The sequence below is a fragment of the Pseudomonas oryzihabitans genome (assembly GCF_007665395.1).
In the GTDB taxonomy this organism is placed as follows: Bacteria; Pseudomonadota; Gammaproteobacteria; order Pseudomonadales; family Pseudomonadaceae; genus Chryseomonas; species Chryseomonas psychrotolerans_C.
Genome location: NZ_VDND01000010.1, coordinates 172,006 through 198,775, shown reverse-complemented (window position 1 = coordinate 198,775; position 26,770 = coordinate 172,006). Strand labels below are relative to the sequence as shown.

Below are 26,770 nucleotides of genomic sequence, written 5' to 3'. Positions count from 1 at the left end.
CTACAAACCGCCCATCAGTCGGGCTCCGTTGCCACTGAACAACGTACTGGGTTTACACAGCTAACCATGGCAGTCAGGATAGGGGGAGTTATCACGACAATGGCCCCTCGCTAAGGTGGTGGCAAGTCTGGAAGGGCGCAGTGCTGAACGGGCATGCAGCCAACAAGCCCATCGTCCAGGCAAATCACCCCATTTCGAGAGGAACAGCTCATGGCTATCGACAAGGTCGTACTCATCACCGGCGCCTCCAGTGGCATAGGCGCGGGCATCGCCCGCGAACTGGGCGCCGCTGGCTGCAAGCTGCTGCTCGGCGCCCGCCGCAGCGAACGGCTGGAAGCCCTGGCGGCCGAGATCAACGCCACAGGTGGCGAGGCCGCCTACCGCCGGCTGGACGTCACCGACGCCGCCGACGTGACCGCCTTCGTCGCCGCCGCCCGCGAACGCTGGGGGCGGGTGGACGTCATCGTCAACAACGCCGGGATCATGCCGCTGTCGCCCCTGGCCTCGCTCAAGACCGAGGAATGGATGCGGATGGTCGACGTCAACATCAAGGGCGTGCTCAACGGCATCGCCGCGGTACTGCCGGAATTCACCGCCCGCGGCGCGGGTCACGTCATCAACCTGGGCTCCATCGGCGCCCTGTCGGTGGTGCCCACGGCGGCGGTCTATTGCGCCACCAAGCACGCGGTACGGGCGATCTCCGAAGGGCTGCGCCAGGAACGCGACGACCTGCGGGTCACCTGCATCCATCCGGGCGTGGTGGAAAGCGAACTGGCCTCGACCATCAGCGACCCCGCCGCGCGGGCGATGATGGACGACTATCGCGCCATCGCCCTGCAACCCGACGCCATCGGCCGCGCGGTGCGCTATGCCATCGAGCAGCCGGACGACGTGGACGTCAACGAGATCGTCGTCCGCCCGACCCGCAGCCCCAACTAGACGGTCTCGGCCAGGGCTTCGAGAAAGCGCTCCAGCACCAGGTTCGGTCGCCGGCCCTTGCGGGTGACGGCGGCCAGGGTGGTGTCGAAGTGGAAGCGGGCGGGATGGAGGGCGCGTAGCTGGCCCTGGACTACCCAGGGCTGGGCGACGTGGTCGGGCAGGTAGCCGATGTAGCAGCCGGTGAGGATGAGAAAGGCCACGCCTTCGCGATCCGAGGCGCGCGCCGTGCAATTCAGCGCGGCATGGCGCTCGTGGCCGTCCTGATTGAGCAGATGATTGGGGCCGACCGCGTCCTGGGCCGCCAGGAGGGTTTCGTCCAGCTGGTCGTCGGCCACGTCGAACAGCGGGTGGGCGCGGCTGCAATAGAGCAGGGCGCGCTCTTCGTAGAGGGGCAGGTATTCCAGGCCGGCCAGGGCATTGATCAGCGGCAGCACGCCCAGGTGCAGATGACCGTCCAGCACGCCGGTCTCGATCTCGCTGGGCAGCGTCATGCCGATGTTCACCACTACCGCCGGCGCGGCGCGCTTGAGCGCGGCCAGAGCATGGGTGATGCGCATCCGTGGCTGGGTGACCAGGTTGTTGATGATGCCCAGGTTCAGCTCGCCGCGCAGGTGCTGGTGCAACTGGTTGACCTCGCTGCGAAAGCCTTCCAGGGCGGCGAACAGCGACTGGCTGGCCTTGAGCACCTCGCGGCCCTCGTCGGTCAGGGAGAAACCGGCGCGACCGCGCTGGCACAGGCGCATGCCCAGGCGCTTTTCCAGGTCGTTCATGTGCAGGCTGATGGCCGAGCGGGTGATGCCCAGCCGGCCTTCGGCGGCGGTGAAACTGCCGCATTCCACCACCGTCTTGAACAGCCGCAGCAGGCGGATCTCGAAATCGCCGACCTGGGCGAGCAGGGCCTTGCGCGTCGTCTTCATGGCTGCCATCGCAAATGCGCGTCAGCATAAGGCCCCGCCTGGATGGGCGCCAGCGACGACCTCAGGCGCCGATCAGCACCCGGCTGCGCTGTCGGGCGAGTTGCTTGACCACCCAGACCGCGGCGATGCAGACGAGCAGGGTGATCAGCGTCAGGCAGAGGCGGGTGCCCAGGTACTGGGCGAAGTTCTGCTCACCGAGGAATCTGCCGAGCAGCCGATAGGCCCCGGCCAGATAGCCGTGTAGGAAGTAGATGGCGAAGCTGTAGGCGCCGAGCAGGGCCATTCCCTTGGCCAGGCGGCTTTCGGCGTGGCCCGGCGCCTTGACCTGCTGGCTGAACACGGCGAACAGCAACAGGCACAGCGCCAGTTTCTGCAGGCCGTAGAAGGCGCTGTCGAGCACCGCCGCGCCACTCAGCAGCAGCAGGGCGGCCAGCAGCCAGTAGCGAGCCTGGGGCCGTTGCAGGCGCTCGCGCTGTTCGCAGGCCAGCATGCCGCACAGGTAGATCGGCAGGAAATGCAGTGCCGCCAGTAGCGGATCGGCGTCGTTGGCCGGACGGCTGGATACCAGGAAATACAGCAGGCCGACCAGGGTCGCCGCAGGCAACAGGCCACGCGTGACGATCCACTCCAGAACCGGCGCGAGCAGGAAGATCAGCGTCAGCGCCGGAATGAACCACAGCGGCCCCAGGTGGGCGCCGGTGGTCAGCAGCAGCGCGGTCTGGGCGAAGGGCGGCCAGTCGTGGAAGGCGTTCAGGTCGATCCACTCGTGGTCCTGCTTGAGTCCGGCGACATAGAGCAGCACGGCGGGGATCGAGATCAGCAGATAGGGCAGGATGACGTTCTGCAGCTTCTTGCCCAGGTAGACCTGGTAGCTGTACTTGCCGAGGTTGTAGCGAAAGAAGAAGCCCGAGAGGGCGACGAAGATGCAGGTGGTTTCCAGCGACAGCAGATTGAGGGCGATCTGCTGGTGCTCGGTGGTCTGGTAGTTACCCAGGGTCATGTGGTGGAACACGATGAGAACGGCCGCCAGGCCGCGGATCCAGTTGAGCTGAATCAGCATGGAGAGGTTTCCTTGAGGAATAGGCTGGCCACGCGCTTCGCCTCGGAGGAGGGGCACGGGCACGAACAGCGGATGGGCTGGGCTACGCGGCAGAGACGGCGGACAGGCTACCGCGCCCGGCAGGACTACGCGCCGGGAGGAGAGGTGAGGCAGGGGCCTCGGCGCCACGGGACTACAGCGGCGGGCGGCCAGCTTAAAGTGTTTCAAGCAAGTTACTGATTGCTAATCAATTTTATTCTTTTCGGGATGTTTCTCCGGCTAGCGGTTGGCATGCCGATCGCCTCTGGCACAGGGCCTGGACCGCCGTGGGTGTCGGCTAAGGGTAGGCCAGGGCCGCCCGCTGGCTGTGGCGGCCGTGCTGGACAACGCGGGCCGATAGGTAAGTTTTTACCTATCCAAGCGCGAGAGAAAAACCCTTTAACTCACGCATGAATGGGCGCACTCTGCAACCTCTACGTCCTCGCCCGAGACTCCGTCATGAACCAGCCGCTGACCGTTTCCCCGCCCGTCGCTGCCCAGCTCAACCTGCGTGCTCACTGGATGCCCTTTACCGCCAATCGCGCCTTCCAGAAGGACCCGCGCATCGTGGTGGCCGCCGAGGGTAGCTGGCTGACGGACGACCAGGGTCGGCGCATCTATGACAGCCTCTCCGGGCTCTGGACCTGCGGCGCCGGTCACTCGCGCAAAGAGATCCAGGAGGCCGTGGCCCGCCAGCTGGGCACCCTCGACTACTCGCCGGGCTTCCAATACGGGCATCCGCTGTCCTTCCAGCTGGCCGAGAAGATGGCCGAGCTGACCCCGGCCGGTCTCGATCACGTCTTCTTCACCGGTTCGGGTTCGGAAAGCGCCGACACCTCGGTCAAGCTGGCGCGGGCCTACTGGCGCATCAAGGGCCAACCGGCCAAGACCAAGCTGATCGGCCGCGCCCGTGGCTACCACGGCGTCAATATCGCCGGTACCAGCCTGGGCGGCATCGGCGGCAACCGGAAGCTGTACGGCTCCTTCATGGACGTGGACCACCTGCCGCACACCCTGCAACCTGGCATGGCCTTCACCAGGGGTATGGCCGAGACCGGCGGCGTCGAGCTGGCCAACGAGCTGCTCAAGCTGATCGAGCTGCACGATGCCTCCAACATCGCGGCGGTCATCGTCGAGCCCATGTCCGGTTCGGCCGGGGTGATCGTGCCGCCAGTGGGTTATCTGCAGCGCCTGCGCGAGATCTGCACCCAGCACGACATCCTGCTGATCTTCGACGAGGTCATCACTGCCTTCGGCCGCATGGGTCGTCACACCGGCGCCGAATTCTTCGGCGTGACGCCGGACCTCATGAACGTGGCCAAGCAGGTCACCAACGGCGCCGTGCCCCTGGGCGCGGTGATCGCCAGCAGCGCCATCTACGACACCTTCATGAACCAGGCCACGCCGGAGCATATGGTGGAGTTTCCCCACGGCTATACCTACTCGGCCCATCCGGTGGCCTGCGCCGCCGGCCTGGCCGCCCTGGAACTGCTGGAACGGGAGAACCTGGTGCAGCAGGCGGCCGAGCTGGCGCCCCAGTTCGAGGCCTCGCTGCACGGCCTCAAGGGCGCCAAGCACGTGGTCGACATCCGCAACTGTGGCCTGGCCGGCGCCATACAGCTCGCCCCGCGCGATGGCGATGCGGTGATCCGGCCCTTCGAGGCCGGTGTCGCTCTGTGGAAGGCCGGCTTCTATGTCCGCTTCGGCGGCGACACCCTGCAATTCGGGCCCACCTTCAACGCCAGGATCGAAGACCTGGACCGCGTCTTCGCCGCCGTCGGCGATGTCCTCAATCGCCTCGACTGAGCCCCTTTCCGGCGCTCCCCTGGCGGAGCGCCCGTCCCTCGTACAAGGAGTCCCTTTCATGAGCATCAAGCATCTCATCGGCGGCCAACTGATCGACGGTGGCAGCCGCCGCGCGCCGGTCTACAACCCCTCCACCGGCGCGGTGATCCGCGAAGTGCCCCTGGCCGACGCGGCCACCCTGCAACAGGCCATCGATGCCGCTCAGAGCGCCTTTCCGGCCTGGCGCAACACCCCGCCGGCCAAGCGCGCCCAGGTGCTGTTCCGCTTCAAGCAACTGCTGGAAACCAACGAAGCGCGCCTGGTGCAGCTGATCAGCGAAGAGCACGGCAAGACCCTGGAAGACGCCGCCGGCGAGCTGCGCCGTGGCATCGAGAACGTCGAATACGCCACCGCCGCGCCCGAACTGCTCAAGGGCGAATACAACCGCAACGCCGGTCCGAGCATCGACACCTGGTCCGACTTCCAACCTCTGGGCGTGGTGGCTGGCATCACCCCCTTCAACTTCCCGGCCATGGTGCCCCTGTGGATGTATCCGCTGGCCATCGCCTGCGGCAATACCTTTATCCTCAAGCCCAGCGAGCGCGATCCCAGCTCGACCCTGGCCATCGCCCAGCTGTTCGAGGAGGCCGGCCTGCCCAAGGGCGTGCTCAACGTGGTGCATGGCGACAAGGAAGCCGTGGACGGCCTGCTCGACGCCCCCGAGGTCAAGGCACTGAGCTTCGTCGGTTCCACCCCCATCGCCGAATACATCTATGCCCGCGGCACCGCCAAGGGCAAGCGCGTCCAGGCCCTGGGCGGCGCCAAGAACCATGCGGTGATCATGCCCGACGCCGACCTCGGCAATACCGTCAATGCGCTGATGGGCGCCGCCTATGGCTCCTGCGGCGAACGCTGCATGGCCATCTCGGTGGCGGTCTGCGTCGGTGACCAGGTCGCCGATGCCCTGATCGCCCGGCTGGTGCCGGAGATCACAAAGCTCAAGGTCGGCCCGGGCACCCAGTGCGGCCTGGACATGGGGCCGCTGGTCACCGGCGCGCACCTGGACAAGGTCACCGGCTACGTCGCCGATGGCGAGGCGGCCGGTGCCAAACTGGTGGTGGACGGCCGCAGCCTCAAGGTCGCCGATCACGAACAAGGCTTCTTCCTCGGCGGCTGCCTGTTCGACCAGGTCACCCCGGAGATGCGCATCTATAAGGAAGAGGTCTTCGGCCCGGTGCTCTGCGTGGTGCGGGTCAAGAGCCTGGAAGAGGGCATCGCCCTGATCAACGCCCACGAATACGGCAACGGCACCTGCATCTTCACCCGCGACGGCGAAGCGGCGCGGCTGTTCGCCGACCAGATAGAAGTGGGCATGGTCGGCATCAACGTGCCCCTGCCGGTACCGGTGGCCTACCACAGCTTCGGCGGCTGGAAACGCTCGCTGTTCGGCGATCTCCACGCCTACGGCCCGGACGGCGTGCGCTTCTACACCCGGCGCAAGACCATCACTCAGCGTTGGCCGCAACGCGAGACCCATGAGGCTTCGCAGTTCGCCTTCCCCAGCAACGGCTGACCGCCGAAAAGCCCATTCCTTGGCCTGCCGCACAGCAGCCAGGCCAAGGAAGGCCTTACCCTTCGGCTGCCTCCAGCCGCCGAAGTCCCCATGCCTGCCTCTACCTTCACAGCCGTCGCCCGTCTCGGGTGTGTGATTGGCCTCGTGCTCGCCAGCCTGACCGGCTGCACCCGCCAGACCGCCCAGGACATCGCCCAGCAATTCGGCAAGACCCGGCCCAGCGAATTCCTGCAGACCAGCTCCGACCGCCTGGCGACCCTCGCCATGCAGGCCAACCTGCAGAGCCTCTATCTGCTGATGAACAAGCTCTACCTGCGCAACCCGGCCGAGTGGAAGAAGACCGGCCTGCCGGATGCCGCCAGCGCCGAGCGCCAGATCCGCACGGCTATCGAACAGCGCCGCAGCCTGCCGGCGCTGGGCGGACGCAAGGACGTGGCGGCCCTGAGCTTCGTCCTGGGTGACGACTACCACGGCGACCGGGTCGGCGCCTTCATCTATGCCATCGGCAGCATGATTATCGCCGCCCATGGCAACCGTACCGAGTTCTACATCACCGACGTGGTCGATGCCCGCTTCGTCAACAATGCCGCGCGCAATATCGAGAAGGCCACCTGGTTGCTCAACCAGCGCAAGAATGCCGCTGGCGAGCCGCTGCTGTTCGCCAACGAGATCTCGGAAGAGGGCAGCAACCTCAGCTTCGCCACCGAGTTCGGCAAGATCGTCGCCCGCCTGGACCTGCTCGCCCAGCTGCTCGACGAGCGCTACCGGCGCATCGGCGTCAACTATGCCCAGAGCCTGCTGTTCATCAACTTCCTGCCGGTGCAGTAGCGGCCACGCTGAGTGGACGGCGGGTCGCCGGCCCCTTTAGATTCGACGGATCTCGATAACGATAACAAGGAGCTCGTTCATGGTCGCGGCACTGCGCATCGCCCTCATCGGCGCCGGCAACATGGGGCGTCAGCATCTCCATCATCTGCGGCAGGTACCGACGGCCCAGTTGTGCGCCCTGGCCGATCCCGATCCGGCGGTGAGCGAACTGGCCAGTCAGTGGACGGTGCCGTCCTTCGACGACCCTCGACGGTTGCTCGACGAGGTCAGGCCCGAGGCGGTCATCGTCGCCAATCCCAACGCCCTGCATGTCACCACGGCGCTGGAGTGCCTGGAGCGGGGCATCCCGGTGCTGCTGGAAAAACCCGTGGGGACCACCCCAGAGGAGGTGGCCCGCCTGCTGGCGGCCCAGGACGCCACCCAGGTGCCGCTGCTGGTAGGTCACCACCGCCGGCACAATCCGCTGATCGCCCGGGCCGACGAGCTGCTGCGCGCAGGCGCCATCGGCCGGTTGGTCACGGTCACCGCCCTCTGGCAACTGCAGAAGCCCGAAGCCTATTTCGCCAGTGCCTGGCGTCGCGAGGCCGGGGCCGGGATGCTGCTCACCAACCTGATCCATGACCTCGACCTGCTGCGCTACCTGTGCGGCGAGGTGCGCCAGGTACAGGCCTTCACCGACAACGCCCTGCGCGGCTATGCCAATGCCGACAGCGCCGTGATCAACCTGCAATTCGACAGTGGTGCCCTGGGCAGCCTGACCGCCAGCGATGGCGCGGTGGCGCCCTGGAGCTGGGAGCTTACCAGTGGCGAGAACCCGGCCTATCCACGCCAGCCCGACCAGCCCTGCTATCTGTTCGCCGGCACCGAAGGCGCCCTGAGCGTGCCGCAGTTGCGGCTCTGGCGCTATGCCGAGACGGGCGCCGGCTGGCATCAGCCCCTGGCCTCGCAGACGCAGCCCGCGACCCAGGACGAAGCCCTGCGCCGGCAACTGGAGCACTTCGTGCGCGTCGCCCGCCGGGAGGAGGCGCCGCTGGTGAGCGCCGCCGATGCCGCCCGTACCCTGGCGCTGGTGGCGGCCGTCGAGCGTGCCGCCGCCAGCGGCAGCGCCCAGCGACCGGTGTTGCCGCGGGCGGCGTGAGGCGTGGGCCGCCTTACAGCGGCTTGGTCAGTTCCTTGGCGCGGTCGTAGGCCTTGGAGAAACCCTTGAGCGACAGGCTTTCACTGGCGGTCTCGCCGTTGGCGACCGGGGTGGTCACCGTCAGGCGGCTGCCACGCTGCATCTGCTTGAAAGCGTCGCCGACGAATTCCACCGGCACCACGCAACCCTGGGGTATGCAGGTATGGAAGGGGCGGCTTTCCGGGCTGCGCTTGTCCACCTGCAGCGAGATCGGCTTGGTCACGGCCACGCCGAAGGGCAGCACCAGGATGCCGTCCACGCCTTCACGGTTGGGGCGCAACTCGGTGACCAGCATCCGCTGGCCCTTGGCGCTGTCCTTCTGCTGGGTGATGGAGCACAGCTGTACGGAGCGTTCCGCGGTACGGGCGATGCGGCAGATCACCTGCCAGTCGCCGTACTTTTCCGAGACCGAGGGCTGCGCTTCCTGCTGGGGCGGCGGTGCCGACTGGGCGAAGGCCTGGCCGGCGAGCAGCAGGGGCGCGAGCAGCAGGGCTGGGCGGAGAAACCGTTGAGACATGAAAAATCCTTGGTAAGGCAATGAAGCTCCCAGGGTAGGCCATCGCTCCGCCAGGGAACACCCCGCCACGACGATCAGACCTTCTTGACGAACTCGGATTTGAGCTTCATCGCACCGATGCCCTCGATCTTGCAGTCGATGTCGTGATCACCCTCGACCAGCCGGATGTTCTTCACCTTGGTACCCACCTTGACCACCAGGGACGAGCCCTTGACCTTGAGGTCCTTGATCACGCTGACCGTATCGCCATCCTGCAAGGTATTGCCGACGGCATCGCGGATCACCTTGGCCGCCTCGCCCGGGCTGGCCTCGCCGGGCGTCCATTCGTGGGCGCATTCCGGGCAGATCAGCTGGGCGGCGTCCGCGTAGGTGTATTCGGACGCGCAGCGGGGGCAGGGGGGTAGAGCGGTCATGGCGAGGCACCTGGCTGGAAAAGCCGCGCATTGTATAGGGTTTTAGCCCGCCCTGGGTGTGCATGACGCCGCTGGCTCAAGCGGCGAGCTCCACCTCGACCACGGTGCCCTGGTCATTGCGGTAGAGGGCCTTGCCGCCGAGCTGCTCGGCGAGGCTGTTGATGATCTTGAAGCCTAGGCGCTGGCTGGTGCGCGGATTGAAGTGTGGTGGCATGCCGCGGCCATTGTCGGCGATGCGCAGCAGCAGGCGCTGGTCCTGCTGGCGCTGCAGGCTGATGTTGATCAGGCCGCGCTGGCTGTCGTCGAAGGCATGCTTGAGCGAGTTGGTCACCACCTCGGCCACCAGCATCGACAGGGTGGTCAGGCGCGAGAGATCGAAATTCAAGGGCTCGGCGCTGATGGCGCAGGTTACGTGCGGCAGCCCGGCCGCCGCCAGCAGGTCGCTGGTCAGCAGGTGCAGATGGTGCGCCACCGGCTGGTCGGCATCGGCGGGATCGTGCAGTCGCCGGTGGATACGCGAAATGCTCTCCAGTCGTGAACGCGCCTCTTCCAGGGCCAGGGAGGCCTGGCTGTCGCCGGGCAGCTTGAGTTGCTGCAGCATCAGCAGCGAGGCGATGAACTGGATGTTGTTGGCGACTCTGTGCTGCAGCTCTTGGAACATCGTCGTCTGGACGTTGTAGAGGTCGTGGATGACCTGCTGCTCGGCGCGCAGTCGGGTACCGGCCGTGTGCATGTAGTGGATCAGGGCGATGTCGACGCTGACGATGACCACGTAGAAGACCAGCGCCAGCACGCCCTGGCCATTGATCACGAACGACCACTGCGCGGGGATGAAGAAATACCAGGCGGCCAGGCCGGAAAGCACGGCGCAGAGGCTGCCAGGCCGGGTACCGCAGAAGAAGGCGGTGAGGATTACCGCCGGAAAGAAGGTCAGGTAGGGAAAGCCCTGCAGCAGGATGTCCTCCAGCGCGAAGCGGGCGCCCAGGGCCAGGGCGAACGCCAGCAGGGCCAGCCCATAGGCCAGTGCCGGGCGAGCGCGGATCGTGCTGCTGAGATCGCTGATCCAATGACGACGAGACGACGGATCCAAGGCTCTGACCTGCGGGTTAGACGGCGGCGGCGCAGCTTAACGCAAAGCCGTCTCGCTTGGGGGAATGACCGCATCAAAGGTGGCTTTGCCTGACCCGACGGCGCTAAGCTGTACAGGACTTGGACCGAATCCGCCTAGGATGCTGGCGCCGGACCCCGGAGGCAGGCAATTCTTGTACAGCCGGTTCTTTGGTCGTACAGCTCAGGACGGCAGCGAAACGCCAAGGTCAGACTATTGCCCCTCATTCATCACAGGATCTGCTCATGAGTCGCCAGCGTGTGCTAGTTGCCGAGGACGAGCCGGTCCTGCGCGATCTCTTGCAGGAGCTCTTCGAAGACTGGGGCTATCAGGTCCATGCCTTCGGCAGCGCGGACGCCGCCTGTGCCTTCCTGCAGGCCGAGCAGCCCCAGCTGGACCTGCTCTTCACCGACGTGCGTATGCCCGGGATCCTGAGCGGCATCGACCTGGCGCTGCAGGCTCGCGGCCGTCAGGCGAGCCTGCCCATCGTCATCACCTCGGGGTACTGCGATGAGAACCCGGCCAGCGCTGCCCATGCCACCTTTCTGCCCAAGCCCTGGGATCTGGACGCCCTGTACCGGAGTTGTCCGGCCGCCAGGCCCTCCTGGTAGGGCACCCAAGGGGGGGCTGGAAGGCGATAGCCCGGATAGCGGATGGCCAGCCACGGTGCCAGCCGCGCTTGGCGGATAGCCTTGAGCGGGACAGCGAAACCGCGCCCACATGAAAAAGCCCGTAGCGGTGACCCGCTACGGGCTTTTTCAGATTCTGGCTCCGCGACCTGGACTCGAACCAGGGACCCAATGATTAACAGTCATTTGCTCTACCGACTGAGCTATCGCGGAACAACGGAGCGTATCTTACTGATAGATAACGGGAAGTCAAGCCTTGGCGGCACCCTCAACGAGTGCCGCCGAAGGGGCCGCCTCAGCCCTTCAGGACCGCGGCGATGGCCTGGATGGTTGGCGGCAGATTGCGCTCGTTCAGCGCCGCGACGCAGATGCGTCCGGTGCTGACCGCATAGATGCCGAAATCGGTTTTCAGCCGCTCGACCTGCTCGGCGGTGAGGCCCGAGTAAGAGAACATGCCGCGCTGGGCATTGACGAAGGCGAAGTCGCGGGTGGCTCCGGCGGCGGCCAGGCCTTCCACCAGGGCATGGCGCATGGTGCGGATCCGCTGGCGCATCTCGCCCAGCTCGGCCTCCCACAGCGCGCGCAGCTCGGGATTGCTCAGCACCGTGGCGACGATGGTGGCGCCATGGGTCGGCGGGTTGGAATAGTTGGTGCGGATCACCCGCTTGACCTGCGACAGCACCCGGGCGCTTTCCTCGCGGCTCTCGCTGACCAGGGTCAGGGCGCCGACCCGCTCGCCGTACAGCGAGAAGGATTTGGAGAAGGAGCTGGAGACCAGGAAGGTCAGGCCGGAATCGGCGAACAGCCGCACGGCCTGGGCGTCTTCCTCGATGCCGTCGCCAAAGCCCTGGTAGGCGATGTCGAGGAAGGGCACCAGGTTGCGCGCCTTGGCCACCTCCAGCACCGCCTGCCAGTCGGCCGGCTGCAGGTCCACCCCGGTAGGGTTGTGGCAGCAGGCGTGCAGCACCACCACCGAGCGCTCCGGCAGCGCCTGGAGGTCGGCCAGGAAGCCTTCGCGGTTCAGGCCATTGCTGGCGGCGTCGTAGTAGCGATAGCTCTGCACGGGGAAGCCGGCACCCTCGAACAGGGCGCGGTGGTTTTCCCAGCTCGGATCGCTGATGGCGACCACGGCGCCGGGCAGCAGGCGCTTGAGGAAGTCGGCCCCGATCTTCAGGGCCCCGGTACCCCCGACGGCCTGGACGGTGATGGCACGGCCTTCCTTTATCAGGCTCGACTCGGCGCCGAACAGCAGGTGCTGCACGGCCTGGTCGTAGGCGGCGATACCCTCGATGGGCAGGTAGCCCCGCGGCGCCTGGGCGGCCACGCGCTGCTTTTCGGCCTCGGCCACGGCGCGCAGCAACGGGATGCGGCCCTGCTCGTCGTAGTAGACCCCTACGCCCAGATTGACCTTGTGCGGACGGGCGTCGGCGTTATAGGCCTCGTTCAGGCCAAGGATGGGGTCGCGGGGTGCCATTTCGACGGCGGAGAACAAACTCATGGGGCAGGGGCTCGAATGAGGGGTGAAGGGAAGGGCGAAACGCTAGAAGCCGGAAGTATAGCCCCCTGCAGGCGCCATCGCGACCCGACCTCCGTCGAGTTTTCCTGACGTGTGGCGGCGCTGGCTCATTGCAAAAGGACGCTTGCGACCTCACCTAGGACGTTCCAGCATTTTCCTCGTCCACACCGCCCTGGCCTGGCGTCAGCGCGGTGGTGTCCGTGCATTTTCGCGCTCTTGAGGCAGCCATGTCCGCATTCCAGCTTTCCACCCGCTACACCCCGGCCGGCGACCAGCCCGAAGCCATTCGCCAGATGGTGGAAGGCCTGGAGGCGGGCCTGTCGCACCAGACCCTGCTCGGCGTGACCGGCTCGGGCAAGACCTTCAGCATCGCCAACGTCATCGCCCAGGTGCAGCGCCCGACCATGGTACTGGCACCGAACAAGACCCTGGCCGCCCAGCTCTATGGCGAGTTCAAGGCCTTCTTCCCGAACAACTCGGTGGAGTACTTCGTCTCCTACTACGACTACTACCAACCGGAAGCCTATGTGCCCTCGTCGGACACCTTCATCGAGAAGGACTCGTCCATCAACGACCACATCGAGCAGATGCGCCTGTCCGCCACCAAGGCGCTGCTGGAGCGCAAGGACGCCATCATCGTCGCCTCGGTGTCCTCCATCTACGGCCTGGGCAGTCCCGAGGCCTACCTGAAGATGGTCCTGCACCTAGACCGCGGCGATCGTATCGACCAGCGCACCATCCTGCGCCGGCTGGCCGAGTTGCAATACAGTCGCAACGACATGGAATTCGCCCGTGCCACCTTCCGGGTACGCGGCGACGTCATCGACATCTTCCCGGCGGAATCCGACCTGGAAGCCGTGCGTGTCGAACTCTTCGACGATGAGGTGGAGAGCCTGTCGGCCTTCGATCCCCTCACCGGCGAGGTGATCCGCAAGCTGCCGCGCTTCACCTTCTACCCCAAGACCCACTACGCCACCCCGCGCGAGACCCTGCTGGGGGCCATCGAGAACATCAAGCTGGAACTCGCCGACCGGCTAGAATGGCTGCGCAGCCAGAATCGCCTGCTCGAAGCCCAGCGCCTGGAGCAGCGCACCCGCTTCGACCTGGAGATGATCCTCGAGCTGGGCTACTGCAACGGCATCGAGAACTACAGCCGCTACCTCTCCGGGCGTGGTCCAGGCGAGCCGCCGCCGACCCTCTACGACTACCTGCCGAGCAACGCCCTGCTGGTGATCGACGAATCCCACGTCACCGTTCCGCAGATCGGCGCCATGTTCAAGGGCGACCGTTCGCGCAAGGAAACCCTGGTGGAGTACGGCTTCCGCCTGCCCTCGGCGCTGGACAACCGGCCGCTGAAGTTCGAGGAATGGGAGGCCGGGGCACCCCAGACCATCTTCGTCTCGGCCACCCCGGGCCCCTACGAGGAGGAACATGCCGGGCGCGTGGTCGAGCAGGTGGTGCGGCCCACCGGCCTGGTCGACCCCATCATCGAGATCCGTCCGGCCACTACCCAGGTGGACGACCTGCTCTCCGAGATCCGCCTGCGGGTGGCCAAGGAGGAGCGGGTGCTCTGCACCACCCTGACCAAGCGCATGGCCGAGGACCTGACCGACTACCTCGCCGACCACGACGTGCGGGTGCGCTACTTGCACTCGGACATCGATACGGTGGAGCGGGTAGAGATCATCCGTGACCTGCGCCTGGGTACCTTCGACGTCCTGGTGGGCATCAACCTGCTGCGCGAGGGCCTCGACATGCCCGAGGTCTCCCTGGTCGCCGTGCTCGACGCCGACAAGGAAGGCTTCCTGCGCTCCGAGCGCTCGCTGATCCAGACCATCGGCCGGGCGGCGCGCAACCTCAACGGCAAGGCCATCCTCTACGCCGACAGCATCACCGGCTCCATGCAGCGCGCCATCGACGAGACCGAGCGCCGGCGCAACAAGCAGCTGGCCTTCAACGAAGAGCACGGCATCGTGCCCCAGGGCATCAAGAAGGACATCCGCGACATCATGGAAGGCGCCGCGGCCCCGGGTGCCAAGGGCAAGCGCCGCGCGGCCAAGGCCGCCGAGGACCAGGGCGAGTACGCCGCCGAGCTGCGTTCGCCAAGCGAGATCGGCAAGCGGATCCGGCAGCTGGAGGAAAAGATGCTGCAACTGGCGCGCGACCTGCAATTCGAGTCCGCCGCCCAGCTGCGCGACGAGATCCAGGCCTTGCGCGAGCGCCTGGTCCAGGTCTAAACCTGCTCCAACTGGCAGCGCCAGGGCTGGCGCTGCTACCATTCCGCCTTTGCAGCCTCCCGTGTCTTCAGGAAAGCCAATGACCACCGTTCGCACGCGCATCGCGCCGTCGCCCACCGGCGACCCGCATGTCGGCACTGCCTATATCGCCCTGTTCAACCTCTGCTTCGCCCGCCAGCACGGCGGTCAGTTCATCCTGCGCATCGAGGACACCGACCAGGTCCGCTCGACCCGCGAATCCGAACAGCAGATCTACGACGCCCTGCGCTGGCTGGGCATCGAGTGGGACGAGGGTCCGGACGTCGGCGGCCCCCATGGCCCCTACCGGCAGAGCGAGCGCGGCGAGATCTACTGGAAGTACGCCCGCGAGCTGGTCGAGAAGGGTCATGCCTTCTACTGCTTCGCCACGCCGGAAGAACTCGACCAGATGCGCGCCGAACAGCAGGCGCGGGGCGAGACCCCGCGCTACGACGGTCGTGGCCTGCGCCTGAGCCAGGCAGAGGTGCAGCAGCGCCTGGACGCCGGTCAACCCTACGTCATCCGCATGAAGGTGCCGGAGGAGGGCGTCTGCGTCGTCCCTGACCTGCTGCGCGGCGACGTCGAGATCCCCTGGGATCGCATGGACATGCAGGTGCTGATGAAGGCCGACGGCCTGCCCACCTATTTCCTCGCCAACGTGGTCGACGACCACCTGATGGGCATCACCCACGTCCTGCGCGGCGAGGAGTGGCTGCCGTCGGCGCCCAAGCTGATCAAGCTCTACGAATACTTCGGCTGGGAACAGCCGCAGCTCTGCTACATGCCGCTGCTGCGCAACCCGGACAAGAGCAAGCTCTCCAAACGCAAGAATCCCACCTCGGTGACCTTCTACCAGCGCATGGGCTACCTGCCGGAAGCCATGCTCAACTACCTCGGGCGCATGGGCTGGTCCATGCCAGACGAGCGCGAGAAATTCACCCTGGCCGAGATGATCGAGCATTTCGACCTGCAGCGCGTCTCCCTGGGCGGCCCCATCTTCGACGTCGAGAAGCTGTCCTGGCTCAACGGCCAGTGGCTGCGCGAACTGAGCCCCGAGCGCTTCGCCGCCGAGGTGCAGCAGTGGGCGCTCAATCCCGAGTACCTGCTCAAGATCGCGCCGCTGGTGCAACAGCGCGTCGAGACCTTCAGCCAGATCGCCCCGCTGGCCGGCTTCTTCTTCAGCGGTGCCCTGAACCTGGATCTGGCACTGTTCCAGCACAAGAAGCTCTCCGCCGACCAGGTGCGCCTGGTCATGCAGTTGCTGCTGTGGAAGCTCGAGGCCCTGCGCCAGTGGGACAAGGAGCGCATCACCGCGGTGATCCAGGCGGTCGCCGAGCACCAGCAGCTCAAGCTGCGGGATGTCATGCCGCTGCTGTTCGCCGCCATTACCGGCCAGGCCAGCTCGGTCTCGGTGCTGGATGCCATGGAGATCCTCGGCCCGGACCTCACCCGCTTCCGCCTGCGCCAGGCCGTGGAGCTGCTGGGTGCGCCGTCCAAGAAGGAAACCAAGGAGTGGGAGAAGCTGCTGGCCGAACTCGGCTGACGCTCTTCCCGCCGACCCTGTCCGGGGTCGGCGCCTTATCCCACGCTAGGATGGCCGCATGACTTCCGTTACTCCGCAACGCCACACCCTGCTGGAAGACGTCCAGGCGCTCCTCAGCGCGACGCTGATGATCGCCCTGGCGATCAATCTCTATCGCCATGCCGAGTTGCTCACCGGTGGCACGGCCGGCCTCGCGTTCCTTGCCCAATACGGCACCCGGCTGTCCTTCGGCCAGGCCTTCTTCCTCATCAACCTGCCGTTCTATTGGCTGGCGGTGAAGCGCCTTGGCTGGGCCTTCACCCTGCGTACCCTGGCGGCGGTGACCCTGGTCTCGCTATTCACCGAACTGACGCCCAGGCTGGTGACCTTCCAGGCCCTGCAACCCCTCTATGCGGCCGTGATCGGCGGGGTGCTGATGGGCGTGGGCCTGCTGATCCTGTTTCGCCACCGGGCCAGCCTGGGCGGCATCAACATCGCCGTGCTCTACCTGCAGGATCGCTATGGCTGGCGGGCCGGCAAGATCCAGATGGGTATCGATTGCCTGATCGTGCTCCTGGCACTCTTCGTCGTGGCACCCGGGGCGATCCTCACCTCCATTCTCGGCGCCGTCATCCTCAATCTGACCCTGGCGATCAATCATCGCCCTGGTCGCTACAGCGCCATCAGCTAGAGGCTTTCCGTCGCGCCAGCGCAACTTCGATTGGTCCGCGACCCGCCTTGGCTTTAAGATGGCGCCCATTTTCGGCGGCCAAGGTCGTCGTCATTGCAAGTTGAAGAGGTCTCCATGAGCTGCGATTTCCTGGCACAAGCCCTTCCCGGCGTACAGCAACTCTCGCCCTATGTGCCCGGCAAGCCCGTCGATGAACTGGCCCGCGAACTGGGTATCGCGCCCGCCAGCATCGTCAAGCTCGCCAGCAACGAGAACCCGCTCGGGCCCAGCGCCAAGGCGCTCGAGGCCATCCGTGCCGAGCTGGCCGAACTGACCCGTTATCCCGACGGCAATGCCTTCGACCTCAAGCAGGCGCTCAGCCAGCGCTTCGGCGTGGCGCCGAGCGGCATCACCCTGGGCAATGGCTCCAACGACATCCTCGAACTGGTCGCCCGTGCCTACCTGGCGCCGGGTTACAACGCCGTGTTCAGCGAGCATGCCTTCGCCGTCTATCCGCTGGTGACCCTGGCCATCGGCGCCGAAGGGCGCAGCGTCCCGGCCAAGGACTATGGCCACGACCTCGAGGCCATGCTTGCCGCCATCGACGCCGAGACCCGGGTGGTGTTCGTCGCCAACCCCAACAACCCCACCGGTACCTGGTTCGACAGCGAGGCCCTAGCGCGCTTCCTCGCCCGCGTTCCCGAGCACGTCCTGGTGGTCTTGGACGAGGCCTACATCGAATACGCCGAGGGCGACGAATTGCCGGATGGCCTGGCCTTCCTCGCGCAGTACCCGAACCTCGTCGTCTCGCGGACCTTCTCCAAGGCCTACGGCCTGGCCGCCCTGCGGGTGGGCTACGCCTTTTCCTCGCCGACCGTGGCCGACGTCCTCAACCGCGTACGCCAGCCGTTCAACGTCAACAGCCTGGCCCAGGCGGCTGCCTGCGCTGCATTGGCCGATAGCGACTACCTGTCCCGCAGCCGCGCGCTCAACGACGCCGGCATGGCCCAGCTGGAAGCCGGCTTCCGCGAGCTGGACCTCCAGTGGATCCCCTCGCGCGGCAACTTCATCGCCGTCGACCTGGGTCGCGATGCCGCGCCGATCAACCAGGGGCTGTTGCAGGAGGGCGTCATCGTGCGCCCCGTGGCGGGCTACGGCATGCCGACCTTCCTGCGCGTCTCCATCGGCACCGAGGCGGAAAACGCCCGTTTCCTGGCGGCGCTGACCAAGGTGTTGGGTCGTGGCTGAGCTGCCCACCCCGCTGGTCGAGCGTCTCGTCGTCGTCGGCCTGGGGCTGATCGGCGGCTCCTTCGCCAAGGGTGCCCGCGCCAGCGGCCTTTGCCGTGAGGTGGTCGGCGTCGACCGTGATCCGGAAACCCGGCGCCTGGCCGTGGAGCTGGGAGTCGTCGACCGCTGCGTCGCCGAACTGGCCGAGGCCTGCCCCGGTGCCGACCTCATCCAGCTCGCGGTGCCCATCCTGGCCATGGAGCGGGTACTGGCCGAACTCGCGGCGTTGCCCCTGCAGGGCGCCATCCTCACCGATGTCGGCAGTGCCAAGGGCAACGTGGTGCGCGCCGCGCGCCGCGCCTTCGCCGGCCAGTCGCTGCGTTTCGTGCCGGGTCATCCCATTGCCGGCTCCGAGCGCAGCGGCGTCACGGCGGCCAACGCGGCGTTGTTCAATCGCCACAAGGTCATCCTCACCCCGCTGGAAGAGACCCTGTCGGCCGACCTGGACAAGGTCGATCGGCTCTGGCGCGCCATCGGCGCCGACGTCGAGCACATGACCGTCGAGCACCATGACCAGGTCCTCGCCGCCACCAGCCACTTGCCGCACCTGCTGGCCTTCAACCTGGTGGACTCCCTGGCCAAGCGCAGCGAGAACCGCGAGATCTTCCACTACGCCGCCGGCGGCTTCCGCGACTTCACCCGCATCGCCGGCAGCGATCCGACCATGTGGCACGACATCTTCATCGCCAATCGCGAAGCCGTGCTGCAGGCCCTGGACACCTATCGCGCCGATCTCGACGAGCTGCGTGGCGCCATCCAGGCCGGCGATGGTCAGTTCCTCATGGAGGTGCTGACCCACGCGCGCGGTGCGCGCGAGTATTTCGGGCGCATCCTCGCCAGCCGTACCCAGGCTGGCGCCCAGATCGCCGCCACTCATTCCCTTACGGAGGGGCACTCATGAGCAGTACCGCACCCGTCATTACCCTCGACGGTCCCGGTGGTTCGGGGAAGGGCACCCTCGCGGCGCTGGTCGCCCGCCAGCTCGGCTGGAATCTGCTGGATTCCGGCGCGCTCTATCGGTTGCTGGCCTTCGCCGCGCGCAACCACGGGGTCGACTACACCAACGAGGAGTCGCTCAAGCTGCTGGCCGCCCACCTGGACGTCCAGTTCCTCGCCGGCCATGAGCATGGCCAGCGCATCATCCTCGAAGGCGAAGACGTCACCGACGTCATCCGCACCGAGGAAGTCGGCGCCGGCGCCTCCCAGGTCGCCACCCTGCCGGCCGTGCGCGATGCCCTGCTGCAACGCCAGCAGGCCTTCCGCGAGGCCCCCGGCCTGGTGGCCGACGGTCGCGACATGGGTACCGTGGTGTTCCCGGATGCCGAACTGAAGATCTTTCTGACCGCCGGTGCCGAGGAAAGAGCACAGAGACGCTATCTTCAGTTGAAGCAGAAGGGCGAAAATGTTAGCTTGCCTGCCCTCCTGGAAGAGATCCGTGAGCGGGACGCCCGCGATAGTCAGCGTAGCGTCGCTCCGCTCAAGCCCGCCGACGATGCCGTCGAGCTGGATTCCACGCATCTCTCCATACAACAGGTATTGGAACGCATCCTGACCCTGGCCGCCGAGCGCGACCTGGCGGGATGAAGGCCGAGGCTCATCCGAGTCGTCGGTGAAAGCTGCCGGGAACCAGTCGCATCCCGGTAGCCGGATGGTTACCACTCACCCCGCATGGGCTGGTCATGCGGTAGCCGGATACATCGGGTATCCACACAACAGGTATAAACATGAGCGAAAGCTTCGCAGAACTCTTTGAAGAAAGTCTGAAATCCCTCGACATGCAGCCGGGCGCGATCATCATCGGCACCGTGGTGTCGATCGATGGCGACTGGGTTGTGGTCGACACCGGCCTGAAATCCGAAGGCCTGGTTCCGCTCGAGCAGTTCTACAACGAACAAGGCGAGCTGACCATCAACGTGGGTGACGAAGTCCACGTAGCCCTGGATGCCGTTGAAGACGGTTTCGGCGAAACCAAAGTGTCTCGCGAAAAGGCCAAGCGCGCCGAGTCCTGGCTGGTCCTGGAAGCAGCGTTCAGCGCCGACGAAGTGGTCAAGGGTGTCATCAACGGCAAGGTCAAGGGCGGTTTCACCGTCGACGTCAGCGGCATCCGCGCGTTCCTGCCGGGCTCCCTGGTCGATGTCCGCCCGGTGCGTGACACCACCCACCTGGAAGGCAAGGAACTCGAGTTCAAGGTCATCAAGCTGGACCAGAAGCGCAACAACGTTGTCGTTTCCCGTCGTAGCGTCCTGGAAGCCGAGAACAGTGCCGAGCGCGAAGCCCTGCTGGAATCCCTGCAGGAAGGCCAGCAAGTCAAGGGTATCGTCAAGAACCTCACCGACTACGGTGCGTTCGTCGACCTGGGCGGCGTCGATGGCCTGCTGCACATCACCGACATGGCTTGGAAGCGCATCAAGCACCCGTCGGAAATCGTCAACGTCGGCGACGAGATCGACGTCAAGGTGCTGAAGTTCGACCGCGAGCGCAACCGCGTCTCCCTGGGTCTGAAGCAGCTGGGCGAGGATCCGTGGGTTGCCATCAAGGCCCGTTACCCGGAAGGCACCCGCGTTCAGGCGCGCGTCACCAACCTCACCGACTACGGCTGCTTCGCCGAGCTGGAAGAGGGCGTGGAAGGCCTGGTGCACGTGTCCGAAATGGACTGGACCAACAAGAACATCCACCCGTCGAAGGTCGTTCAGGTCGGCGACGAAGTGGAAGTCATGGTCCTGGATATCGACGAAGAGCGTCGTCGTATCTCCCTGGGCATCAAGCAGTGCCGCGCTAACCCGTGGGAAGAGTTCTCGGGTCAGTTCAACAAGGGCGACCGCATCTCCGGCACCATCAAGTCGATCACCGATTTCGGTATCTTCATTGGTCTGGAAGGCGGCATCGACGGCCTGGTACACCTGTCCGACATCTCCTGGAACGAAACCGGCGAAGAAGCCGTGCGTCGCTTCAAGAAGGGTGACGAGCTGGACACCGTGATCCTGTCCGTTGACCCCGAGCGCGAGCGCATCTCCCTGGGTATCAAGCAGCTGGAAGACGATCCGTTCTCCAACTACGCCTCCCTGAACGAGAAAGGCACCATCGTGCGCGGTACCGTCAAGGAAGTCGATGCCAAGGGCGCCGTCATCACCCTGGCCAACGAGATCGAAGGCGTCCTGAAGGCGTCCGAAATCAGCCGTGATCGCGTCGAAGACGCCCGTAACGTGCTGAAGGAAGGCGACGAAGTCGAAGCCAAGATCATCAGCATCGATCGCAAGAGCCGCGTGATCAGCCTCTCCGTCAAGTCCAAGGACGTCGACGACGAGAAGGAAGCCATGAGCTCCCTGCGTAGCAAGCAAGAGCCTGCTGCTGGCCCCACCACCATCGGCGACCTGATCAAGGCGCAGATGGAAAGCCAGAACTAAGTTCGAGCTTGAATGAAGAAGCGACCCTCCGGGGTCGCTTTTTTTTGGCCGGCATAAAGAGGGTGGTGCGGTCATGGCGGGTAAAAAGTTGCCGGGGCTAAAGCGACCCGCTTGACTTTTCAAAAATCGGCCAGCGTGCTAAAAGTCCTGGGAGGTGATCTAGCCGCTTGATAACGAAGGAAAAATCCATGACCAAGTCGGAGTTGATCGAGCGCATCGTGTCCTATCAGGGGCAGTTATCGTCCAGGGACGTCGAGCTGGCGATCAAGACCATGCTGGAACAGATGGCCCAGGCCCTTTCCACCGGTGACCGCATCGAGATCAGGGGCTTCGGCAGCTTCTCCCTGCACTATCGGGCACCGCGCACCGGGCGCAATCCCAAGACCGGGGAGTCGGTACTGCTGGATGGCAAGTTCGTGCCTCACTTCAAGCCCGGCAAGGAGCTGAGAGACCGGGTCAACGAGCTTGAGCCATAAAGTCGTCGGTCGGACGTCAGATGTCTTTTCGTTGATCTCAAGCTTTTGATTTTTATTGGTTTTTCCCGCTGGCTGCAGTCGTCAAAAAAGCGTTATCGCTAGCTTCTCTATCGGTATTTTGACGTTTACAAAAAAAGTCAAGGCTTTTTGATATTTTTGTAGACGGGTTCCGATTTTTGTATGAGACTTCGCTCACAGAAGGTCTTGGGTGACCTCGTAGTCCACTCCGAGTGAGGAAGTTGTCATGCGCCATTATCTTTTCATCTGGATCGGTATCGCCGCCTGCTTCACCAGCATGCAACTCGGACACCCCTTCCTGGCGGTAGCCGCCCTGGCAGGTAGCTGGATGGTTGCCCTGTTCCTGCAGCCGGTTCAGCGCGTCGAGAACTTCTCGCGCCACTACGTCGCTCAGCCTGCTCGCTTCCAGGCCATCGAAGTACCGGTCTCTGCCAAGACCCTGTAAGGCCACTCAGATTTCCGGCCCGCCGCGCTCACGCCCGGCGGGCTTTTTTATGTCCGCGAGCCGCATGGCTAGGCCCTTGCCAGGCAATGTCATACCATAAGCCCCATTTTCTGGCTGACAGGCACGGCGTAATAGCTTGATGGAACGCAAGATTCTGGTGACGGGAGCGACAGGGTTCGTCGGTGCGGCCCTGGTCCGGCACCTGCAAGCCAAGGGATATTTGGTAGTAGCGGCGCAGCGTCAGGCGTCTGCCGGTCAGGCCCCTGCCGGGGTCACGACGGTGATCCGCGAGCTGTCAGCCGACACCGACTGGACCGCTGCGCTGGCAGGCGTGGATACCGTCATTCATCTCGCCGCGCGGGTGCACCAGCTAGGCGAGGAGCCCGGCGCGGCCAGTGACAGGCGCTACGACGAGGTGAATCGGGCCGCTACCCTGAAGCTGGCTCGCGATGCTTCCGCAGCAGGTGTTCGCCGTTTCATCTTCGCCAGCAGCATCAAGGTCAATGGCGACTGGACCCTGCCTGGCCAGCCGTTCCGTGCCGAAGATCCTCCTGGGCCCACCGACGCCTATGCGCGTTCCAAGGCGGCTGCCGAACGGCAGTTGCTGACACTCATGGCCGAGACCGGCCTGGACGTGGTGATCATCCGGCCACCGCTGGTCTATGGGCCCGGCGTGAAGGCCAATGTGGCCCGTTTGCTTGAGGCCCTGGTGCGCGGTATCCCGTTGCCCCTGGGGGGGGTTCGAGAGAACCGGCGCAGCCTGCTCGCCCTGGAAAACCTGCTCGACCTGCTGACCTTGTGCATCGAAGCACCAGCGGCGGCCGGCGCTGTTTTGCTGGCCAGTGACGATGAAGACCTCTCCACCGCCGAGCTGCTCGAACTGCTCGGCGAGGGCCTGGGGCGGAAGGCCAGGCTGATCGCCATACCGCCCCGTTGGCTGGAGGGAGGCGCGCGGTTGCTGGGACGCGCCGAGGTTGCCCAACGGCTGTGCGGCTCGCTGCAGGTCGATATCCGACCCACCAAGACCCTGCTGGGCTGGCAGCCGCCGCTGTCGGCGCGCGTCGCCTTGCGCGCCCTGGGCGCCCAGCGAGCTCGTCCGGAGCCGTCCAGATGATGCTGCTCCTATTGGCTGTCGCCGGCTGCTGCAGCTGGTTGGGTACGGCGGGAATCCGGCGCTATGCCCTCTCCGGCGGCCTGCTCGACGAGCCCAATGCCCGCAGTTCGCACCAGGTGGCGACGCCGCGGGGTGGCGGTCTGGCGATCGTGGTGGTGTTCGTGCTCGGCTGTCTGGCCTTGCAACTGCTGGGAGGGTTGGCAGCCTCTTCCTGCGCCGTGCTGGTAGGGGCGGGGCTGCTGGTGGCGCTGCTGGGGTTCATCGACGATCACCGGCACGTCGGCGCCGGTTGGCGGTTGCTCGGGCATTTCCTGGCAGCGGGGGGCGCCTTGCTCTGGCTCGGTGGCTACGGGGTCCTGCCCTCTGCCTTGGCCACGGCGCTGGGGCTGCCGGGCTGGCTGGTCGGGGTGGTGGGCGTCCTCTATCTGGTCTGGCTACTGAATCTCTACAACTTCATGGACGGCATCGACGGGATCGCCGCCGTCGAGGCGGTGAGCGTCTGCCTGGGCATGGCGCTGATCTATGCACTCGGCGGCCAGGGCGACCTGCTGCCCGAGACCCTGCTGCTGGCCGCGGCGGTCAGTGGTTTCCTGCTATGGAATTTTCCCCCGGCGCGGATCTTCATGGGTGACGTGGGCAGCGGCTTCCTCGGGCTGATCCTCGGCATCCTCTCTCTGCAGGCGGCGCTGAGCGATCTGGCGCTGTTCTGGGCGTGGCTGATCCTGCTGGGGGTCTTCGTGGTCGACGCGACCTGGACGCTGCTGCGCCGGCTGAGTCGCGGCAAGAAGCCCTATGAAGCCCATCGCACCCATGCCTACCAGTGGGCGTCCCGCCGCCATGGGGCCCATCGGCCGGTGACCCTGGCGGTACTGGCCATCAATGGACTCTGGCTACTGCCTATCGCTTTACTGGTGGGACTCGGCCGTTTAGGTGCCATACTGGGACTGTTGCTCGCCTACGGGCCCTTGCTTTGCCTGGCCCTTCGATACCAAGCTGGGACCGATGAAGTAGCCACGGCTGCGCAGTCCACCGGATTCAGGGATTAGGGACACTGATATGTTGCGTGACCATCTGGTCAAGCTGAACCGGCGTACGAAGCGAATCATCCAGGTTGCCGTCGACCTGCTGCTGATCTGGGCTTCCCTGTGGCTGGCGTTCTATCTGCGCCTGGGCTCGGTGCAGATGATCGAGCCGTTCAGCGGTCATGCCTGGCTGTTCCTCACGGCCCCGGCCATCGCCATTCCCCTGTTCATTCGCTTCGGCATGTACCGCGCGGTGATGCGCTACCTGGGCAACGATGCGCTGATCGCCATCGCCAAGGCGGTGACGCTGTCGACGCTGCTGCTGTCGGTGGTGATCTACTGGTACCGCGACCTGCCGGAGATCGTGCCGCGCTCGATGATCTTCAACTACTGGATCGTCAGCCTTATCCTGATCGGCGGCCTGCGCCTGGCGCTGCGCCAGTACTTCCTCGGCGACTGGTATCGCGCCATCACCGTGCCCTTCATCAAGCAGCCGGACGAGTTGCCCCGGGTGGCCATCTACGGCGCCGGCTCGGCGGGCAACCAGCTGGTCGCGGCGCTGCGCATGGGGCGCGCCATGCGTCCGGTGGCCTTCATCGACGACGACAAGAGCATCGCCAACCGCATCATCGCCGGGCTCAAGGTCTACACCCCCAAGCACATCCAGCAGATGATCGACGAATCCGGTGCCGAGGAAATCCTGCTGGCCATTCCCTCGGCCACCCGGGCGCGCCGCCGCGAGGTGCTCGGCCTGCTGGAACCCTATCCGCTGCACGTCAGGACCGTCCCGCGCATCAGTGACCTGGCCTGCGGCAAGGTTCAGGTGGATGACCTGCAGGAGGTGGACATCGCCGACCTGCTAGGGCGCGATCCGGTCACGCCCAGGCCCGAGCTGTTCGCCCGCTGCATCACCGGTCAGGTGGTCATGGTGACCGGGGCAGGGGGCTCCATCGGCGCGGAACTGTGCCGGCAGATCATCGGCCAGAAGCCGATCACCCTGATTCTGCTCGACCATGCCGAGTTCAATCTCTACAGCATCCACCGCGAGCTGGACGCCCATATCCAGCGCGAAGCCTTGCCGGTCACCCTGGTGCCGGTGCTGGGGTCCATCCGCAATGCGCCGCTGCTGTTGCAGGTCATGCGCCACTGGAAGGTGGCGACCCTCTACCATGCGGCGGCGTACAAGCATGTGCCCATGGTCGAGCACAACATCGCCGAGGGCTTCGGCAACAACGTGCTGGGCACGCTCAACGCCGCCCAGGCGGCCATCCAGGCCGGCGTCACCAGTTTCGTGCTGATCTCCACCGACAAGGCGGTCCGGCCCACCAATATCATGGGCAGTACCAAGCGCCTGGCCGAGATGATCCTGCAAGCCCTAAGCCGCGAGGCGGCGCCCGTGCTGCATGGCCAGGCGGACGGCATTCACCAGGTCAACCGGACCCGCTTCACCATGGTCAGGTTCGGCAACGTGTTGGGTTCGTCCGGCTCGGTGATCCCGCTGTTCCGCACCCAGATCCGCAAGGGCGGCCCGGTCACCGTCACCCACCCCAAGATCACCCGTTTCTTCATGACCATCACCGAGGCGGCGCAGCTGGTGATCCAGGCGGGAGCGATGGGCGAGGGCGGTGACGTCTTCGTGCTCGACATGGGCGAACCGGTGCGCATCGTCGAACTGGCCGAGCAGATGATCAAGCTCTCGGGCCTTAGCGTACGCTCGCCGGCCAATCCCCACGGCGACGTCGCCATCGAGTTCACCGGCCTGCGGCCCGGCGAAAAGCTCTATGAGGAATTACTCATCGGTGACGACGTGAGCCCGACCTCTCATCCCAAGATCATGCGTTCCAGCGAAGACTTTCTCGCCTGGGAAGTCTTCCGCAGCGCCCTCGTCGAGCTCAGCCGGGCGATAGAGGCGGGTGATTACCTGCGCGTCCGGCAGCTGCTGCGCGACACCGTCGCCGGCTATTCGCCAGAGGGCGACATCGTCGACTGGCTGCACGGCAAGAGATCCATCGAGTGATCCCGTCCGCGCTTTCTTTCAGCCTGGATTTGAAGCCGAGCACAGAAGCGGCAGCCACCG

General features: G+C 65.5%; 23 protein-coding genes, 1 tRNA gene and 1 pseudogene. 18 read left to right on the top strand and 7 right to left on the bottom strand.

The genetic code is table 11. The annotated features are described in order from the left end of the window. The first annotated feature begins 210 nt into the window (after positions 1 to 210). Positions 211 to 939 (top strand): SDR family oxidoreductase, encoded by a 729-nt coding sequence (locus FSV73_RS19810; protein ID WP_145010246.1) that lies wholly within the window; start codon positions 211 to 213, stop codon positions 937 to 939. Here the strand turns inward: FSV73_RS19810 and FSV73_RS19805 are convergent. Both FSV73_RS19805 and FSV73_RS19800 read right to left on the bottom strand, forming a co-directional pair. Beyond that, positions 936 to 1,856: a LysR family transcriptional regulator gene (locus FSV73_RS19805; protein WP_145010243.1), complete on the bottom strand. Its 921-nt coding sequence runs from the start codon at positions 1,854 to 1,856 to the stop codon at positions 936 to 938. The genes FSV73_RS19810 and FSV73_RS19805 overlap by 4 nt on opposite strands. Positions 1,857 to 1,917: 61 nt before the next feature. After that, positions 1,918 to 2,916, bottom strand: coding sequence for an acyltransferase family protein (locus tag FSV73_RS19800; RefSeq protein WP_145010240.1), 999 nt, complete (start codon positions 2,914 to 2,916; stop codon positions 1,918 to 1,920). Positions 2,917 to 3,393: 477 nt separating this feature from the next. On the opposite strand from FSV73_RS19800, the gene FSV73_RS19795 reads away from it, so the two are divergent. The 4 genes from FSV73_RS19795 to FSV73_RS19780 all read left to right on the top strand — a co-directional run bounded on the left by FSV73_RS19795 (position 3,394) and on the right by FSV73_RS19780 (position 8,258). Further along, a complete protein-coding gene (locus tag FSV73_RS19795) occupies positions 3,394 to 4,740 on the top strand; it encodes an aspartate aminotransferase family protein (protein ID WP_145010237.1) in 1,347 nt (448 codons plus the stop codon). A 58-nt stretch (positions 4,741 to 4,798) separates the two neighbouring features. Continuing rightward, positions 4,799 to 6,292: a CoA-acylating methylmalonate-semialdehyde dehydrogenase gene (locus FSV73_RS19790; RefSeq protein ID WP_145010234.1), complete on the top strand. Its 1,494-nt coding sequence runs from the start codon at positions 4,799 to 4,801 to the stop codon at positions 6,290 to 6,292. 90 nt (positions 6,293 to 6,382) lie between these two features. Next, entirely contained in the window at positions 6,383 to 7,120 is a 738-nt protein-coding gene (locus tag FSV73_RS19785) for a hypothetical protein (protein WP_145010231.1), read from the top strand. A 79-nt stretch (positions 7,121 to 7,199) separates the two neighbouring features. Further along, on the top strand, positions 7,200 to 8,258 hold the full coding sequence (locus tag FSV73_RS19780) for a Gfo/Idh/MocA family protein (RefSeq protein ID WP_145010228.1): 1,059 nt from the start codon (positions 7,200 to 7,202) through the stop codon (positions 8,256 to 8,258). A 13-nt stretch (positions 8,259 to 8,271) separates the two neighbouring features. On the opposite strand, the gene FSV73_RS19775 is transcribed toward FSV73_RS19780, so the two are convergent. The 3 genes from FSV73_RS19775 to FSV73_RS19765 all read right to left on the bottom strand — a co-directional run bounded on the left by FSV73_RS19775 (position 8,272) and on the right by FSV73_RS19765 (position 10,317). Further along, positions 8,272 to 8,814 carry an invasion associated locus B family protein gene (locus FSV73_RS19775; protein ID WP_145010225.1) on the bottom strand — a complete coding sequence of 181 codons (543 nt, stop codon included), beginning with the start codon at positions 8,812 to 8,814 and terminating at the stop codon, positions 8,272 to 8,274. A 74-nt stretch (positions 8,815 to 8,888) separates the two neighbouring features. Continuing rightward, positions 8,889 to 9,227, bottom strand: a complete 339-nt coding sequence (locus tag FSV73_RS19770) for a zinc ribbon domain-containing protein YjdM (protein ID WP_145010222.1) — start codon at positions 9,225 to 9,227, stop codon at positions 8,889 to 8,891. Positions 9,228 to 9,303: 76 nt separating this feature from the next. Beyond that, complete coding sequence (locus FSV73_RS19765) at positions 9,304 to 10,317, bottom strand: sensor histidine kinase (protein ID WP_145010220.1); 1,014 nt, start codon at positions 10,315 to 10,317, stop codon at positions 9,304 to 9,306. A gap of 263 nt (positions 10,318 to 10,580) precedes the next feature. Between FSV73_RS19765 and FSV73_RS19760 the strand changes: the two genes are divergently transcribed. Continuing rightward, complete coding sequence (locus tag FSV73_RS19760) at positions 10,581 to 10,946, top strand: response regulator (protein WP_145010217.1); 366 nt, start codon at positions 10,581 to 10,583, stop codon at positions 10,944 to 10,946. 155 nt (positions 10,947 to 11,101) lie between these two features. Here FSV73_RS19760 and FSV73_RS19755 read toward each other — a convergent pair. Continuing rightward, positions 11,102 to 11,177, bottom strand: a tRNA-Asn gene (locus FSV73_RS19755). Between the two features lie 82 nt (positions 11,178 to 11,259). Further along, entirely contained in the window at positions 11,260 to 12,462 is a 1,203-nt protein-coding gene (locus FSV73_RS19750) for an amino acid aminotransferase (RefSeq protein WP_145010214.1), read from the bottom strand. Positions 12,463 to 12,707: 245 nt separating this feature from the next. Between FSV73_RS19750 and uvrB the strand changes: the two genes are divergently transcribed. The 12 genes and pseudogenes from uvrB to FSV73_RS19690 all read left to right on the top strand — a co-directional run bounded on the left by uvrB (position 12,708) and on the right by FSV73_RS19690 (position 26,710). Next, positions 12,708 to 14,717 carry an excinuclease ABC subunit UvrB gene (gene uvrB, locus FSV73_RS19745; RefSeq protein WP_145010211.1) on the top strand — a complete coding sequence of 670 codons (2,010 nt, stop codon included), beginning with the start codon at positions 12,708 to 12,710 and terminating at the stop codon, positions 14,715 to 14,717. A 79-nt stretch (positions 14,718 to 14,796) separates the two neighbouring features. Further along, positions 14,797 to 16,278: a glutamate--tRNA ligase gene (gene gltX / locus FSV73_RS19740; RefSeq protein ID WP_145010208.1), complete on the top strand. Its 1,482-nt coding sequence runs from the start codon at positions 14,797 to 14,799 to the stop codon at positions 16,276 to 16,278. 58 nt (positions 16,279 to 16,336) lie between these two features. Next, a complete protein-coding gene (locus tag FSV73_RS19735; RefSeq protein WP_145010205.1) occupies positions 16,337 to 16,948 on the top strand; it encodes a YitT family protein in 612 nt (203 codons plus the stop codon). A 114-nt stretch (positions 16,949 to 17,062) separates the two neighbouring features. Further along, entirely contained in the window at positions 17,063 to 18,175 is a 1,113-nt protein-coding gene (hisC, locus tag FSV73_RS19730) for a histidinol-phosphate transaminase (RefSeq protein WP_145010201.1), read from the top strand. Then, positions 18,168 to 19,091 (top strand): annotated as a pseudogene (locus FSV73_RS19725) (prephenate dehydrogenase/arogenate dehydrogenase family protein); the annotation flags it as partial. The gene hisC and the pseudogene FSV73_RS19725, both read left to right, overlap by 8 nt. 20 nt (positions 19,092 to 19,111) lie before the next feature. Beyond that, positions 19,112 to 19,798: a (d)CMP kinase gene (gene cmk, locus FSV73_RS19720; protein ID WP_007160398.1), complete on the top strand. Its 687-nt coding sequence runs from the start codon at positions 19,112 to 19,114 to the stop codon at positions 19,796 to 19,798. Between the two features lie 140 nt (positions 19,799 to 19,938). Next, positions 19,939 to 21,618, top strand: coding sequence for a 30S ribosomal protein S1 (gene rpsA, locus FSV73_RS19715; RefSeq protein WP_145010195.1), 1,680 nt, complete (start codon positions 19,939 to 19,941; stop codon positions 21,616 to 21,618). A gap of 188 nt (positions 21,619 to 21,806) precedes the next feature. Next, positions 21,807 to 22,094 (top strand): integration host factor subunit beta, encoded by a 288-nt coding sequence (gene ihfB / locus FSV73_RS19710; protein ID WP_007160396.1) that lies wholly within the window; start codon positions 21,807 to 21,809, stop codon positions 22,092 to 22,094. A 244-nt stretch (positions 22,095 to 22,338) separates the two neighbouring features. Then, on the top strand, positions 22,339 to 22,557 hold the full coding sequence (locus FSV73_RS19705) for a hypothetical protein (protein ID WP_145010192.1): 219 nt from the start codon (positions 22,339 to 22,341) through the stop codon (positions 22,555 to 22,557). Between the two features lie 139 nt (positions 22,558 to 22,696). Further along, the gene (locus FSV73_RS19700; RefSeq protein ID WP_145010282.1) at positions 22,697 to 23,671 is read left to right on the top strand and encodes an NAD-dependent epimerase/dehydratase family protein; all 975 of its coding nucleotides are present in this window, start codon (positions 22,697 to 22,699) and stop codon (positions 23,669 to 23,671) included. Next, positions 23,668 to 24,717, top strand: a complete 1,050-nt coding sequence (locus FSV73_RS19695) for an MraY family glycosyltransferase (protein WP_145010189.1) — start codon at positions 23,668 to 23,670, stop codon at positions 24,715 to 24,717. Before FSV73_RS19700 ends, FSV73_RS19695 begins: the two co-directional genes overlap by 4 nt. 10 nt (positions 24,718 to 24,727) lie before the next feature. Further along, positions 24,728 to 26,710 (top strand): polysaccharide biosynthesis protein, encoded by a 1,983-nt coding sequence (locus tag FSV73_RS19690; protein ID WP_145010186.1) that lies wholly within the window; start codon positions 24,728 to 24,730, stop codon positions 26,708 to 26,710. Positions 26,711 to 26,770 lie beyond the last annotated feature (60 nt).

Excerpts from the sequence above, each read along its gene's own strand:
- FSV73_RS19810 (WP_145010246.1), top strand. The coding sequence starts at position 211 with ATGGCTATCGACAAGGTCGTACTCATCACCGGCGCCTCCAGTGGCATA.
- FSV73_RS19805 (WP_145010243.1), bottom strand. The coding sequence starts at position 1,856 with ATGAAGACGACGCGCAAGGCCCTGCTCGCCCAGGTCGGCGATTTCGAG.
- FSV73_RS19800 (WP_145010240.1), bottom strand. The coding sequence starts at position 2,916 with ATGCTGATTCAGCTCAACTGGATCCGCGGCCTGGCGGCCGTTCTCATC.
- FSV73_RS19795 (WP_145010237.1), top strand. The coding sequence starts at position 3,394 with ATGAACCAGCCGCTGACCGTTTCCCCGCCCGTCGCTGCCCAGCTCAAC.
- FSV73_RS19790 (WP_145010234.1), top strand. The coding sequence starts at position 4,799 with ATGAGCATCAAGCATCTCATCGGCGGCCAACTGATCGACGGTGGCAGC.
- FSV73_RS19785 (WP_145010231.1), top strand. The coding sequence starts at position 6,383 with ATGCCTGCCTCTACCTTCACAGCCGTCGCCCGTCTCGGGTGTGTGATT.
- FSV73_RS19780 (WP_145010228.1), top strand. The coding sequence starts at position 7,200 with ATGGTCGCGGCACTGCGCATCGCCCTCATCGGCGCCGGCAACATGGGG.
- FSV73_RS19775 (WP_145010225.1), bottom strand. The coding sequence starts at position 8,814 with ATGTCTCAACGGTTTCTCCGCCCAGCCCTGCTGCTCGCGCCCCTGCTG.
- FSV73_RS19770 (WP_145010222.1), bottom strand. The coding sequence starts at position 9,227 with ATGACCGCTCTACCCCCCTGCCCCCGCTGCGCGTCCGAATACACCTAC.
- FSV73_RS19760 (WP_145010217.1), top strand. The coding sequence starts at position 10,581 with ATGAGTCGCCAGCGTGTGCTAGTTGCCGAGGACGAGCCGGTCCTGCGC.
- FSV73_RS19750 (WP_145010214.1), bottom strand. The coding sequence starts at position 12,462 with ATGAGTTTGTTCTCCGCCGTCGAAATGGCACCCCGCGACCCCATCCTT.
- uvrB (WP_145010211.1), top strand. The coding sequence starts at position 12,708 with ATGTCCGCATTCCAGCTTTCCACCCGCTACACCCCGGCCGGCGACCAG.
- gltX (WP_145010208.1), top strand. The coding sequence starts at position 14,797 with ATGACCACCGTTCGCACGCGCATCGCGCCGTCGCCCACCGGCGACCCG.
- FSV73_RS19735 (WP_145010205.1), top strand. The coding sequence starts at position 16,337 with ATGACTTCCGTTACTCCGCAACGCCACACCCTGCTGGAAGACGTCCAG.
- hisC (WP_145010201.1), top strand. The coding sequence starts at position 17,063 with ATGAGCTGCGATTTCCTGGCACAAGCCCTTCCCGGCGTACAGCAACTC.
- cmk (WP_007160398.1), top strand. The coding sequence starts at position 19,112 with ATGAGCAGTACCGCACCCGTCATTACCCTCGACGGTCCCGGTGGTTCG.
- rpsA (WP_145010195.1), top strand. The coding sequence starts at position 19,939 with ATGAGCGAAAGCTTCGCAGAACTCTTTGAAGAAAGTCTGAAATCCCTC.
- ihfB (WP_007160396.1), top strand. The coding sequence starts at position 21,807 with ATGACCAAGTCGGAGTTGATCGAGCGCATCGTGTCCTATCAGGGGCAG.
- FSV73_RS19705 (WP_145010192.1), top strand. The coding sequence starts at position 22,339 with ATGCGCCATTATCTTTTCATCTGGATCGGTATCGCCGCCTGCTTCACC.
- FSV73_RS19700 (WP_145010282.1), top strand. The coding sequence starts at position 22,697 with ATGGAACGCAAGATTCTGGTGACGGGAGCGACAGGGTTCGTCGGTGCG.
- FSV73_RS19695 (WP_145010189.1), top strand. The coding sequence starts at position 23,668 with ATGATGCTGCTCCTATTGGCTGTCGCCGGCTGCTGCAGCTGGTTGGGT.
- FSV73_RS19690 (WP_145010186.1), top strand. The coding sequence starts at position 24,728 with ATGTTGCGTGACCATCTGGTCAAGCTGAACCGGCGTACGAAGCGAATC.